At 74.9% G+C, this 13,577-nt stretch carries 6 protein-coding genes; 2 read left to right on the top strand and 4 right to left on the bottom strand.

Going from position 1 to position 13,577, the window contains the following annotated elements; translation table 11 throughout:
* Positions 1-7: 7 nt before the first annotated feature.
* The 4 genes from AB0398_RS02445 to AB0398_RS02430 all read right to left on the bottom strand — a co-directional run bounded on the left by AB0398_RS02445 (position 8) and on the right by AB0398_RS02430 (position 8,838).
* Complete coding sequence (locus tag AB0398_RS02445; RefSeq protein WP_366371708.1) at positions 8-3,532, bottom strand: UvrD-helicase domain-containing protein; 3,525 nt, start codon at positions 3,530-3,532, stop codon at positions 8-10.
* A 237-nt stretch (positions 3,533-3,769) separates the two neighbouring features.
* Complete coding sequence (locus AB0398_RS02440; RefSeq protein WP_366371706.1) at positions 3,770-4,537, bottom strand: hypothetical protein; 768 nt, start codon at positions 4,535-4,537, stop codon at positions 3,770-3,772.
* A 171-nt stretch (positions 4,538-4,708) separates the two neighbouring features.
* A complete protein-coding gene (locus AB0398_RS02435) occupies positions 4,709-8,173 on the bottom strand; it encodes an ATP-dependent DNA helicase (protein WP_366371704.1) in 3,465 nt (1,154 codons plus the stop codon).
* Positions 8,174-8,412: 239 nt separating this feature from the next.
* Positions 8,413-8,838 (bottom strand): MGMT family protein, encoded by a 426-nt coding sequence (locus AB0398_RS02430; protein ID WP_366371702.1) that lies wholly within the window; start codon positions 8,836-8,838, stop codon positions 8,413-8,415.
* A gap of 230 nt (positions 8,839-9,068) precedes the next feature.
* Between AB0398_RS02430 and AB0398_RS02425 the strand changes: the two genes are divergently transcribed.
* Together AB0398_RS02425 and AB0398_RS02420 are read left to right on the top strand one after the other, a co-directional pair.
* Positions 9,069-11,768: a lysylphosphatidylglycerol synthase transmembrane domain-containing protein gene (locus AB0398_RS02425; RefSeq protein WP_366371700.1), complete on the top strand. Its 2,700-nt coding sequence runs from the start codon at positions 9,069-9,071 to the stop codon at positions 11,766-11,768.
* A 122-nt stretch (positions 11,769-11,890) separates the two neighbouring features.
* The gene (locus AB0398_RS02420) at positions 11,891-13,465 is read left to right on the top strand and encodes an alpha/beta hydrolase (RefSeq protein WP_366371698.1); all 1,575 of its coding nucleotides are present in this window, start codon (positions 11,891-11,893) and stop codon (positions 13,463-13,465) included.
* Positions 13,466-13,577 lie beyond the last annotated feature (112 nt).

The following is a 13,577-nucleotide window of genomic DNA, read 5'->3' as shown; positions in this document are numbered from 1 at the left end:
TATGAGCCTATCCGGCGTCCGGGGGTGCGCCGCCCAGCAGGATCGCCTCCAGCTCGGTCCGGCCGGGCAGCCGGGCGGGCCGGGCGGTCTCGCCCGTCCGCACGTACACGAAGGCGGCGGCCACCTCCTCGGGCGCGAGGCCGTGCTGCTCGGCCCAGGCGAGCCGGTAGATCGCGAGCTGGAGCGGGTCGGCGCTGCGGGTCCGGCTGGTCTTCCAGTCGACGATCTCGTACGCGCCGGTCTCCGGGTCCCGGTAGACGGCGTCGATCCGGCCCCGGACGACCCGGCCCGCGAGGGTGAGGTGGACGGGGACCTCGACGCGGTACGGGGTGCGGCGGGCGTACGGGGTGCGGGCGAAGGCCTCCTTCAGCTCCTCCAGGTCCCGTTCGTCGAGGATCTCGGGCTCGCCCGCGAAGTCCTCGCCGCCGGGCAGCTCCTCCGGGCCGAGGAACGGCAGCGGCAGCTCCTCGTGGCGGGACTCCACCCAGGCGTGGAAGCGGGTGCCCCGGCGGGCGGCGGGCTGCGGCGGCTTGGGCAGGGGCCGGGCCAGTTCCCGCGCGAAGCCGTCGGGGTCGGCGGCGAGGCGCAGCACCTGGGAGGCGGAGAGGTACGCGGGCAGCAGCACGTCCCGGGTGGTGGCGCGGGCGCGGCGGAGTTCGGTGGTGAGGGAGGTGAGGTCGCGGTCCCAGGAGGCGATGGTCCTGGCGTCCTCGGGGGTGAGGGCGCCGGGGCCTTCCGTGGCACCGGTCCCCTCCGATTCCCCGGGTGCCTCCGGCTCCTCGGGTGCCTCCGGCTCCTCGGGTGCCTCCGGCTCCTCGGGTGCCTCCGGCTCCTCGGGCTTCTCGGGCACCTCCGACTCGGGCTCCTCCGGCTCCGGGGCCCTCGGGCCCGGCACCACGTCCGCGTGGGTGTCCTCGGGGAGGGACTCCTCGTCCTCGTCCCAGACGGGCTCCTCGTCCTCCCAGGGGTCCCCGGGGTGCGGGTCATGGAGGTCGGGCGCCGCGCTCGCGGGGTTGTGCCCGCCCTCCCCCGGGCCCTGCGGAACGACTGCCCACAACCGGTCCCGGACGAGGTCCGCGGCCGCCCGGCGGCGCTCGAAGGACGCCCGGTCCAGCGGCAGCGGCCAGGCCTCGTCCCGGTCGGCGGACGCCAGGGTCGGGTTCTCCGCGTCCTCCTCCGGTTCGTCCGCCCAGGCCTCGATCTCGCCGTGCCCGGCCGCGCAGTGCTCGTACAGGGCGAGGAGGAAGTCCGAGGGGCCGCGGGGCTTCTTCTGGCTCGGGCCCCACCAGTGGCCGGAGCCGAGGAGGAGGGAGCGGGGGCGGGTGAAGGTGACGTAGCCCAGGCGCAGTTCCTCGGTGTGCTGGTGCTCGCGCATGTCGGTCTTGAACGCGGCGAGGGACTTGGCGTCCCAGGTGTCGACCGGCGGCAGGGTGGCGGCGTCGCCGCGCAGGGCGTGCGGCAGGACCTGCGGCTGGGAGGTCCACGCCTCGCGCGCGCGTGCGCTGGGGAACTGTCCGGCGACCAGGCCGGGGACGGCGACGACGTCCCACTCCAGGCCCTTGGACTTGTGGGCGGTGAGGACCTTGACGGTGTTCTCGCCGCCGGGCAGGGCGCTGTCGAGGCCCTTCTCGAACTGGACGGCCGTGCGCAGGAAGCCGAGGAAGGCGAGGAGGGTGGCCTCGCCGTCGAGGGAGGCGAAGCCGGCGGCGACGTCGAGGAAGTGACCGAGGGTCTCGCGGCGGCGGGCGGCGAGGGCGTGCGGGGACGCGGAGAGCTCGACCTCCAGGCCGGTCGTGTTCAGGACCCGGTGCAGCACGTCCATGAGGGGGTCGGCGAGCGAGGTGCGCAGAGAGCGCAGTTCGGCGGCGAGGCGGGCGAAGCGGACCCGGGCCTCGGCGGAGAACGCCAGGCCGTCGTCGGGGGCACCGCCGGAGTCGAGGAAGGTGTCGAGCGCGTCGGCGAGGGAGATCACCTCGGCCGGGTCGACGCCCTCGACGGCGGCGGCGAGCCGCTGCTCGGGGTCGGGCTCCTCGCTCCCCCGGTGGACCAGGAGGCGGGCGCGGCGGCCGAGGAGGGCGAGGTCGCGGGGGCCGATCCGCCAGCGGGGGCCGGTGAGGAGCCGTACCAGGGAGGCGTTGGCGCCCGGGTCCTGGAGGACCTCGCAGACGGCGACGAGGTCGGCGATCTCGGGCAGGTGGAGGAGGCCGGAGAGGCCGACGACCTCGACGGGCACGTCCCGGGCGACGAGGGCGGCGTGGATCGCGGGGAAGTCGGTGGCGGTGCGGCACAGGACGGCGATCTCGCCGGGCTCGCGGCCGGTGCGGACGAGGTGGGCGAGGGAGTCCGCGAGCCAGTCGAGCTCCTCGGCGTGGGTGGGCAGCAGGGCGGTCCGCACGGTGCCGTCGTTCTCGGCGCCGGGCGCGGGCCGCAGCGCCTCCACGCCCGCGTGCATGGCGCGCAGGGGGGCGGCGAGGCCGTTGGCGAGGTCGAGGAGGCGGCCGCCGCTGCGCCGGTTCTCGGAGAGCGCGTAACGGCTCGCGGGGCTGCCGTCGTGGTGCGGGAAGTGCTCGGGGAAGTCGTCCAGGTTGGCGACGGAGGCGCCGCGCCAGCCGTAGATGGCCTGGCAGGGGTCGCCGACGGCGGTCACGGCGTGCCCGGTGCCCTGGCCGAAGAGGCCGGAGAGCAGCAGCCGCTGGGCGACGGAGGTGTCCTGGTACTCGTCGAGGAGGACGACCCGGAACTCGTCGCGCAGGATCGTGCCGACCTCGGGCCGGGTGGTGGCGAGTTCGGCGGAGCGGGCGATCTGGTCGCCGAAGTCGAGCAGGTCGCGGGAGCGCTTGGCGGCGCGGTAGCGGACGACGAGGTCGAGCAGCTCGCGGCGGGCGGCGGCGGCCTCGGGGACCTTGCGCAGCTCGGCGTTGCTCAGCCTGGCGCCCGCGAGGGCCGTGAGCAGCTCGGAGTCGTACGCGCGGAGCCGGTCGGGCGGGACGAGGTGCTCGGCCAGCTCGGCGTCGAGGGCGAGCAGGTCGGTGATGAGGGTCGGGAAGGACCGGGTGAGCGCCGGGTACGGGCCGGGGGCCTCGCGCAGCACGCGCGCGGCGAGCTGGTAGCGGGTGGCGTCGGCGAGGAGCCGGGAGGTGGGCTCCAGGCCGATGCGGAGGCCGTGGTCGGTGAGGAGCTGTCCGGCGAAGGCGTGGTAGGTCGAGATGCGGGGTTCGCCGGGCGGATTGTCCGGGTCGATGACGTCGGGGTCGGTGACGCCGGCGCGGACGAGGGCGGTGCGGACGCGCTCGGCGAGTTCGCCGGCGGCCTTGTTGGTGAAGGTGAGGCCGAGGACCTGCTCGGGGGCGACCTGGCCCGTGCCGACGAGCCAGACCACGCGGGCGGCCATCACCGTCGTCTTGCCGGAGCCGGCGCCGGCCACGACGACCTGCGGGGCCAGCGGCGCGGTGATGCAGGCCGTCTGCTCCGGGGTGAACGGGATGCCGAGCAGCTCCTTGAGCTCCTCGGGGTCGGTGATGCGTGCGGTCACCGGAAGAGGCTAGCGGGGCGGTCCGACAGCGCGGGCCGGGCGCGGGGCCCCGGTGCCGGGAGTTCCGGGGGTGGGGCCCGCGCGCGCGTGACCGACCTCTCTTTCCGACGGGGCGTCACGTGCGCGTGGCCGGGGTGTGACGTCGACGAAGGGGCTACGGGCCGGGTCGTCGCGTGCGCGTGGCCGGTGTCCGGCGGGGGCGGGAGGACGAGGAGGGACGGGGGACGGAGGAGGTGCTCAGTCCAGGGCCTTCAGGACCTCGTCCATCTCCACGGTCCTGTCGGCCGGCGGGGCGGTGACGGAGACCGGCCTGTCGAAGTCGCCGAAGGTGATCTCGCCCGTCTTCTCGCCGCCGGTCTCGACGACGCGGAGGAAGTACGGCCTGTCCGCGTCCTTGGCGATGTGCAGGGTCCGGGTCCCGCCCCCGTCGGCCTCACCGGTCAGGGTGACGGCGGGGACGCCGCCGACCTCGGTGTCCTCGCCCCGGGTCAGCCCGGTGGCCCTGTCGTCGTCCTCGAAGACGTTGCGGAGGTCGCAGAACCCGCTGAGGGAGCTGCCCTCCTCGTAGGACGTCTTCGCCCAGCGGCCGGCGAGGAGCCTGCCGATGGTGCGGTTCTCCTCGGAGGAGTTCCAGAAGGCCTCGTCGCCCTTCGTGTAGACGGAGCGGTCGATGCGGAGGAACGTCCCCTTGCCCCCGTCCCCGTTGGTCAGCTCCGCCTCGCAGATCCCCTTGCCGTCGACGCGGACGTCCATCACGACCTTCGTGCCGCCCTCCTCCTGGTGGCCGGTCATGCGGACGGCGGTGACCGTCCTGACGCTCGCCGACGCCTTCTCGGCGATGGCGTCGGCGGAGAGCCCCGCGAAGGGGTCCCCCGCGGCGGAGCTTCCCGCGACGGGAGCGGCCGGCCCGCCTCCGTCCCGGGAACAGCCCGTGGCCCCCACGCAGACCGCCACCGCCACCGCCGTCGCCGTCGTCCGCGTCCAGAGCTTCCGGTCGGCCTTCACGTGCGCGCTCCCCCTGTCCGGTTCACCACGTGCCCCCCTACGGCACCGCACCGAGGGTGGCACGCGCGCGGGGCGGCGGACGCGCCGGGGTGCGGAACGCGACGCTCCGGCCTCCCGGCCGCTCCACGGCGTCCGGGCCTCCCGTCGCTCCACGACGGCCCGGCCTCCCCGTCACTCCACGACGTGCCGGCCCTCCGGCCGGGCGCTGCACGAGGCGCGGAAGGAGCAGGTCGCGCAGTGCTGGCCGGTGGTGGGGGTGAAGCGCTCGTCGAGGACCCGGCCGGCGGCGCCGGCCAGCAGCTCCCCGACCCACTCCCCGGACAGCGCCTCCTGCGCCTGGACCTTCGGCAGGGCGTCGCCGCCCTCCTTCTTCGGCGCGGCCTGCCGCAGTTGTACGAGCTCGGCGCCGCCCGGCTCCGGGCGGCGGCCGTCGAAGACCTCGTCGAGGGCGCCCTCGCGGACGGCGAGCTGGTAGACGGCGAGCTGCGGGTGGCGGGCCACCTCGTCCTTGGTGGGGGCCGACTTGCCGGTCTTGAAGTCGACGACGTAGGCGCGGCCCTGCGCGTCGGTCTCGACGCGGTCCATGGAGCCCCGGATGCGGACCTCGTACTCCCCCGCCTCCAGGGTCACGTCGAAGTCGTGCTCGGAGGCGGCGGGGGTGCGGCCGGCGCGGTCCATGACGTGCCAGCTCAGGAAGCGTTCGAGCGCCACGCGCGCGTTCTGCTTCTCCTGGGCCGACTTCCAGGGCGCGTCGAAGGCGAGGGCGTCCCAGACCGAGTCCAGCCGGGCCATGAGGACGTCGAGGTCGGCCGGGGTGCGGCCGGAGGCGACCTCGTCGGCGAGGACGTGGACGACATTGCCGAAGCCCTGGGCGGCGGTGGCGGGTTCCGCGGCCCTGACCTCGCGGCCCAGGAACCACTGGAGGGAGCAGGTGCTGACCAGGTTGTCGAGGGAGCTGGGCGAGAGCGCGACCGGCCGGTCGCGCTCGCGGAGCGGGGCCGCGGCGCGCGTCGGCTCGAACAGGCCCCACCAGCGGTCCGGGTGCGCGGCCGGGACCAGCGGCTGGCCCTCGTCGTCGGTGAGGGCGGCGAGCCGGGCGAGGCGCTGGGCGGCGGCGTCCCGGAGCGCGGGCGAGGCGTCCGGGTCGACGGTGGTGGCGCGCAGCTCCGCGACCAGGGCGGAGACGGCGAGAGGACGGCGGGGGCGGCCGGGGACGTCCTTCGGCTCGGCGCCGAACTCGGTGAGGAAGCGGGACGGCTGGTCCCCGTCCTCGGCGGCGGCCTTCACGGCGGTGACGACGAGCCGGTCACGCGCGCGCGTGGCGGCGACGTAGAAGAGGCGGCGCTCCTCGGCGAGGAGGGCGCCGGGGGTGAGGGGTTCGGCCAGGCCGTCGCGGCCGATGCGGTCGGCTTCGAGGAGCGAGCCGCGGCGGCGCAGGTCGGGCCAGAGACCCTCCTGGACCCCGGCGACGACGACGAGACTCCACTCCAGGCCCTTGGAGCGGTGCGCGGTCATGAGCCGGACGGCGTCCGGGCGGGTGTGGCGGCGGGTGAGGGTGTCGGCGGCGATGTCCTGGGCGTCGAGCTCTTCGAGGAAGTTGACGACGCCACGGCCGCCGACGCGCTCCTCGGCGCGGGCGGCGGTCTCGAAGAGGGCGCAGACGGCGTCGAGGTCGCGGTCGGCGTTCCGCCCGGCGGGGCCGCCGCGCAGGGCCGCGCGCTCCAGGCGGCCGGACCAGGGGGTGCCCTTCCAGAGCTCCCAGAGGGCCTCCTCGGCGGTGCCGCCGGCGGCGAGCAGCGTCCGGGCGTCCCGGAGGAGCCGGCCGAGCCGCTGCACGCCGTGGGTGTACGCCGGGTCGTGCGCGACGAGCCGCTCGGGCTCGGCGAGCGCGCGGGCGAGCAGCACGTCGGAGGGCGGCGGCACCTTGTTGCCCGCCGCCCGCTCCTCGTCCCGCAGCGCCCGCCCGAGCCGCCGCAGGTCGGCCGGGTCTACCCCGGCGAGCGGCGAGGCGAGCAGCGCGAGCGCGGTCTCGGTGTCGAGCCACCCGCCGTCGCCGTGCCGACCGGCACCGGCGTGGACCGACGGCGCCTCGACGTCGACGACATCGGCGTCAGTACTGGTATCGGCATCGGCACTGGTATCGACATCGGTGTCGGCACTGGTGTCGGCACTGGTGTCGACACCAGCCTCGATACCGGCACCAGCATCCCTCTCCGAACCCCGGCCGTTCTGATCACCCGCCCCGGAGGCCGCCCCCGCCCCCGACACAGCCCGGAGCGCGAGGAGCAGCGGTGCCACCGCCGGTTCGTGGCGGAGGGGGGTGTCCGCCGCGTCCGTCTCGACCGGGACGCCCGCCGAGGTGAGGGCGCGGCGGAGGGCCGGCAGGGAGGCGCCGGCGCGGGTGAGGACGGCCATGTCCTGCCAGGGGACGCCGTCCTCCAGGTGCGCGCGCCGCAGCAGGTCGGCGATGTTCTCGGACTCCGCCGAGGCCGTCGGGTAGGTGTACGCCTCCGCCAGGCCCCCGTCCCGTACCGCCGTCAGCTCCCGGTGGGCGCGGACCCGGTCGGCGGGGAGCCGGGGCACCGGCATCCGCCGGGCGAGCTCCCGGGTCGCGGCGAGGAGCCGCGCGCCGGAGCGGCGGGAGGTGCCGAGGACGCGGACCCCGGCGCCGCCGAAGGAGTCGGGGAAGTCGAGGATGCCGTTCACGTCGGCGCCCCGGAACGCGTAGATGGACTGGTCCGGGTCGCCGAAGGCGACGACCGTGCTCCGGCCGCCGCCCGCGAGCGCGTGCAGGAGCCGGACCTGCGCCGGGTCGGTGTCCTGGTACTCGTCGACGTACACCGCGTCGTACCGGGGCAGGGTGACGCTCCCGGCGAGCAGCACGGCCCGGTGGACCAGTTCCGTGTAGTCGAGGACGCCCTGGAGGTCGAGGACGTCGAGGTACTCGGCGAGGAAGCCGGCCGCCGCCTTCCAGTCGGGGCGGCCGACCCGGTCGGCGAAGCGGGCGAGGGCGTCCGGTTCGAGGCCCAGTTCCCGCGAGCGCGCGAGGACGGCCCGCACCTCGTCGGCGAAGCCCCGGGTGGTGAGGCAGGCGCGCAGTTCGTCGGGCCAGCGGATCCCGCCGAGGCCGTTCCTCTCCAGGTCGATCTGACCGGCGAGCAGCTCGCGCACCGCGAGGTCCTGTTCGGGTCCGGAGAGCAGACGGAGGGGTTCCGCGAAGAGCCCGGCGTCCTGGTGGGCGCGGATCAGGGCGTAGCAGTACGAGTGGAAGGTCGTCGCCTGCGGGGGGCGGCGGCCGCCGAGCCGGGCCGCCATCCGGTCGCGGAGTTCGACGGCGGCCTTGCGGCTGAAGGTGAGGACCAGGAGGCGTTCGGGGTCGGTGCCCCGCTCCATGCGGGCCGCGACCGACTCGACGAGGGTGGTCGTCTTGCCGGTGCCGGGTCCGGCGAGGACGAGGAGGGGTCCGCCGTCGTGCTCAACCACTTCCCGCTGGGCCGCGTCCAGTCGAGGGGGATCCAGCGGGGCCGGCGCGGTGCGCACCAGTCGGTACGCGCCCGGGATCCGCTGCCGTCCCGGACCCGGGTGCGGCTGTCCCTGGTGCGGCGGCGTACGCCGGGTGGTGGAGGAGGAGCTCACGTGGATCGCCGGTCCTGGTGGGTGTGGTGGTGCGGGTGAGGCGGCCGGGTGCCGTGGCCGCCCCCGAACGGCCGGGTGCCGTGGCCGCCCTGGAACGGCCGGGTGCCGTGGCCGCCCCGGAAGACGCGAACGACGACGTTACGCGAAGCGGGGCGGCGGCGAGCCGTACTCCGGACCGCTCCCCGGACCGCGTCCGGCCCGTCCGCCCCGCCCGGCCCGCGCCTCCTGGGCCGATGCCCTCACGTGTGAGTTCCGGCACCTCCGGGGGCACCGTCACCGCCGTCGTCCCCGTCCGCGCCCGTCACGCCGTCCCACCGCGCCCGCCGCATGTCGACCCTGGGCACGTGCCCCTCAGAGGCCGGGCCCGCCTGCCGCAGCGGCGTGCCCTCCTCGCGGTAGCGGGCGAGGGCCCGGAGCTCGGCGCCGGGCAGCAGCGTGCCGTCCGCGCGGACCACACGCCACCAGGGCGCCGCCCCTCCGTACAGGGCCATCACCCGGCCGACTTGGCGCGGTCCGCCCTCGCCCAGCCACTCGGCGATGTCGCCGTAGGTCATCACGCGGCCCGGCGGGATCGCGTCCGCGACGTCGAGGACCCGCTCCGCGTACGGGGGCAGCTCCTCCGCGTCCCCCGGCTGCCCCTCCGGCACCCCTCCGGCCTCTCCCACGGGCCCCTCCACCCTCGTCCGTCCCGTCCCGCGGGCCCCTCCGGGCCCGTCCGCCCCATCCTGCCTCACGGCGCCGACATGGCCCTGATGCCTCCGCCCGGCGGCTCTTCGTGCCACCATCGTGCGGGCGGTGACTGGTGATACGAGATCAAGAGCGGCACGAGCGACACGTAGAAGAACGCGTACGGGAACGAGAACGACACGGCGCGCAGGCAGAGACGGACAGGATGATGGGGCAGGACACGCAGCCTCCCGAGGAGGGCAGGGCCGACGTGCCCGAGCGGGTCTCCGGCGACGAGCCGCTGCTCGCGGCCCGTGTCCACCGGCCCTCCGACCTGATGCGGCTGCTCGGCGGCCTGCTCGCGATCGCGCTCGTCCTCGCCGTGGCGGCGTTCGCCCACGCCACCACCTCGGGCCTGGAGAAGGACATCAACGAGGGTGCCGTCGGCGCCCCGGACGTCTTCGTCAAGATCGCCGGTCTCGTCTCCTCCATCGCCGTCCTCCTCGTGCCCGTCGCCTTCGCCATCGAGCGGCTGATCAAACGCGACGGCCTGCGGATCGCGGACGGCGTCCTCGCCGCCGTCCTCGCGCACGGCGTCACGCTCGCCACCGACCTCTGGGTCGCCGAGGCCGCGCCCGGCACGATCCGGGACGCCCTGACCCAGCCGCAGTCCGGGGGCGGTCTGACCGACCCGGTGCACAACTACCTCGCCCCCGTGATCGCGTACATGACCGCCGTCGGGATGGCCCGCAGACCCCGCTGGCGGGTGGCGCTGTGGGCGGTGCTGCTGCTCGACGCGTTCACGATGCTGGTGGCCGGGTACACCACGGCGCTCTCGATCGTCCTGACCGTCCTCATCGGCTGGACGGTGGCGTACGGCACGCTGTACGCGGTGGGCTCCCCGAACGTGCGGCCCACCGGGCAGACCCTGCTCGCCGGACTGCGCCGGGTCGGCTTCCGGCCGGTGACGGCGCTGCGCGCGGAGGGCGTGCCCGACTCCGTCGACAGCGGGGACCGGGGCCGCCGGTACATCGTGACCCTGGAGGACGGGCCGCCGCTCGACGTCACCGTGGTCGACCGGGAGCAGCAGGCGCACGGCTTCTTCTACCGCGCGTGGCGGCGGATCAGCCTGCGGACGATCACCACCCGTCGCTCCATCGTCTCGCTGCGCCAGGCCCTGGAGCAGGAGGCGCTCCTCGCGTACGCGGCGATCGCGGCCGGGGCGAACGCGCCGAAGCTGATCGCCACCTCGGAGCTCGGCCCGGACGCCGTGATGCTCGTGTACGAGCACATCGGCGGCCGCAGTCTGGACGCGCTGGACGACCACGAGATCACCGACGAGCTGGTCCGCAGCGCCTGGCGGCAGGTGAAGGCGCTCCAGTCGCGGCGGATCGCGCACCGCAGGCTCACCGGGGACGCCATTCTGGTGGATCGTTCCGGCAGGGTGGTCCTCACCGATCTGCGGGGCGGCGAGATCGCGGCCGGCGACCTGGTCCTGCGGATGGACGTCGCGCAGCTCCTCACCACCCTCGGCCTGCGGGTCGGGGCCGAGCGGGCGGTCGCCGCGGCCGTCGAGGTGCTCGGCCCGGACACCGTCGCGAACTGTCTGCCGCTGCTCCAGCCGATCGCGCTGAGCCGCTCCACGCGCGCGACGCTGCGGAAGCTGGCGCGGGAGCGGTCGGCACGGGAGCGGGAGGCCGTCCTCGAAGCCTCCCAGGCGGCCAAGCGCGAGCGGGAGCTCGCCAAGGCGGAAGCCGCCGGCACCGCCGCGGACCACGCGGCCGTACCGGCCGGGGCCGGCAGTACCAGAGCCGGGACGAAGGCCGTCGCCAAGGCCGGGAACAAGGCGGAGAAGGCCGAGAAGAAGGCGGACAAGAAGGCCGAGAAGCGGGCCCTGGACACGGCGCTCGACGAGGCCCGCGAGGAGGACCTGCTCGCCCAGATCCGGCAGCAGGTGCTGCTGATCCGCCCGCAGGCCCCGGTGGAGCCGGTGCGCCTGGAGCGGATCAAGCCCCGGACCCTGGTCAGTCTGATCGCGGGCGCGGTCGCCGCGTACTTCCTGCTCTCGCAGATCGCCAGCACCCCGCTGTCGACGATCAGCGAGGCGGACTGGCGGTGGGTGGCGGCGGCGGTGCTGTTCTCGGCGCTGAGCTACGTCGCGGCGGCGATGAGCCTGCTGGGCTTCGTGCCCGAACGGGTCGGGTTCTGGCGGACGGTGGTGGCCCAGGTCGCCGGCTCGTTCGTGAAGATCGTCGCCCCGGCGGCGGTCGGCGGCGTCGCCCTGAACACCCGCTTCCTCCAGCGGTCGGGGGTCCGGCCGGGGCTCGCGGTGGCCAGCGTCGGCGCCTCGCAGCTCTTCGGGCTCGGGGCGCACATCCTGCTGCTGCTCTCCTTCGGCTATCTGACGGGGACGGAGAAGTCGCAGTCCTTCACCCCGTCGAGGACGGTGATCGCCGGGCTGCTCACGGTCGCGGTGCTCGTCCTGGTGGTGACGGCGATCCCCTTCATGCGCAAGTTCGTGTCGACCCGGCTGCGCTCGCTCTTCGCGGGTGTGGTGCCGCGCATGCTGGACGTGCTCCAGCGGCCGGTGAAGCTGCTGACCGGCATCGGCGGGATGCTGCTGCTCACGGGCGCGTTCGTGCTCTGCCTGGACGCCTCGATCCGGGCCTTCGGCCACGACAGCCAGTCGATCAGCTACGCGAGCGTGGCCGTCGTCTTCCTCGCGGGCAACGCGCTCGGCTCGGCGGCGCCGACGCCGGGCGGTGTCGGCGCGGTCGAGGGCGCGCTCACCTTCGGCCTGGTGGCGGTGGGCCTCCCGCTGGAGGTCGCGACCCCTGCGGTGCTCCTCTACCGCCTCCTCACCCTGTGGCTGCCGGTCCTGCCGGGCTGGCTCTGCTTCAACTGGCTGACGAAGCGCGAGGCGCTGTGAGCGTCGGAGGGAAGCACCGGACACCGTGACGTGAGGGTCCGCCCAGGCCACCCGACACGCCCGGGCCACCCGCTTGGCCCGCTTCCCGCGCGAACGCGCGGGCGACGGCCCACCATGGATCCATGCCGACCTCCGCAGCCCGCCGCGCCGCCCTGCTCGCCGTCACCGCCGTGCTGCTCGCCGCCGGGTGCTCGGACGGCGGGGACGACGCCACGGAGCCGCCGAAGGAGTCGGGCCCCAGCGGCCGCCCGGCGCTGACCGCGCAGAAGCTGTCCTGGGCGCCCTGTCCTCCGCCGTCCGCGGCCGAGGGCGGCGGGCCCGCGCCGTCCGCGCTCCCCGGCGGCGGCTCCTGGGAGTGCTCCTTCCTCCAGGCCCCGCTCGACTGGTCGAAGCCGGAAGGCGAGACCATCGAGCTGGCCCTCATCCGGGCCCGCGCCCGGGACGCCTCCCGCCGGATCGGCTCGCTCGTCTTCAACTTCGGCGGCCCCGGCGGCTCCGGCGTCACCGGCCTGCCCAGCTTCGCCGAGGACTACGAGACCCTGCGCGGCCGCTACGACCTGGTCTCCTTCGACCCGCGCGGGGTGGGCCGCAGCGACCCCGTCGAGTGCCTCGGTGACAAGGAGCTCGACGCGTACTACGCCCTCGACTTCACGCCCGACGACGCGGCCGAGGAGCGGACGCTGTCCGACGCGCAGAAGAGGTACGCGGCCGGCTGCGAGAAGGACTCCGGGCCCTCGCTGCCGCACGTCGGCACCGAGAACGCCGCCCGGGACATGGACCTGATGCGCCAGGTACTCGGCGACGAGAAGCTGCACTACTTCGGCATCTCGTACGGCACGGAACTCGGCGGCGTCTACGCCCACCTCTTCCCGAAGAACGTCGGCCGGGCCGTCTTCGACGCCGTCGTCGACCCGGAGGCGGGCGTCGAGGACGGCGCCCTCGGCCAGGCGAAGGGCTTCCAGCTCGCCCTGGACAACTTCGCCCAGGACTGCGTGGACCGGGGCGACGAGTGCACGCTGCCCGGCTCCGGCGTCGCCGAGATCGAGACCTTCATCACCGACCTCCTGGCCTCCCTCGACAAGAAGCCGATCGCCGGCATCGGGGACCGCGAGCTGACCCAGACGCAGGCCACCAACGGCATCGCGCAGGCCCTGTACTCGAAGGAGTTCTGGACCTATCTGGAGCAGGGACTCGACGCGGCCGACGGCGGCGACGGGGCGCTGCTGCTCTCGCTCTCCGACTCGATGAACGGGCGCAGCCAGAACGGCTCGTACAGCAACATCCAGGCCGCCAACGCCGCCATCAACTGCGTGGACTTCAAGGAGCGCTACACCCTCGGCCAGGCGAAGGAGCGGCTCGGCGAGTTCCGCGAGGCCTCCCCGGTCTTCGGCGACTTCATGGGCTGGTCGCTCGCGGGCTGCTCGCAGTGGCCGGTGCCGGGGACCTGGGAGCACCCGGACGTCTCGGCACCCGGCTCGGCGCCGATCCTGGTGGTCGGCAACACCGGCGACCCGGCCACGCCGTACGAGGGCGCCCGGGCCATGGTGAACGCGCTCGGCAAGGGCGTCGGCGTGGAGCTGACGTACGAGGGCGAGGGGCACGGCGCCTACAACGGCGGCAGCGCGTGCGTGAAGAAGGCGGTGGACGCGTACCTGCTCGACGGGAAGGTGCCGAAGTCCGGGACCGTCTGCAAGTAGGGCGGGCGCGGAGAAGCCCACCGGCCGATCCCCCGAACGCTTCGGAAAAGATCACGAAAAGCGAAAAGAAAAAACGAAATGCCAGCCGGTCGGAAACCATCAAGGTTTCCGA

The organism is Streptomyces sp. NPDC086147 (assembly GCF_040702165.1).
In the GTDB taxonomy this organism is placed as follows: Bacteria; Actinomycetota; Actinomycetes; order Streptomycetales; family Streptomycetaceae; genus Streptomyces.
The sequence above is the reverse complement of the archived record's forward strand: the minus strand, read 5'-3'. Positions and strand labels throughout refer to the sequence as shown.

Coding starts and splice junctions, on each gene's coding strand:
- AB0398_RS02425 (WP_366371700.1), top strand. CDS start 9,069: ATGGGGCAGGACACGCAGCCTCCCGAGGAGGGCAGGGCCGACGTGCCC.
- AB0398_RS02420 (WP_366371698.1), top strand. CDS start 11,891: ATGCCGACCTCCGCAGCCCGCCGCGCCGCCCTGCTCGCCGTCACCGCC.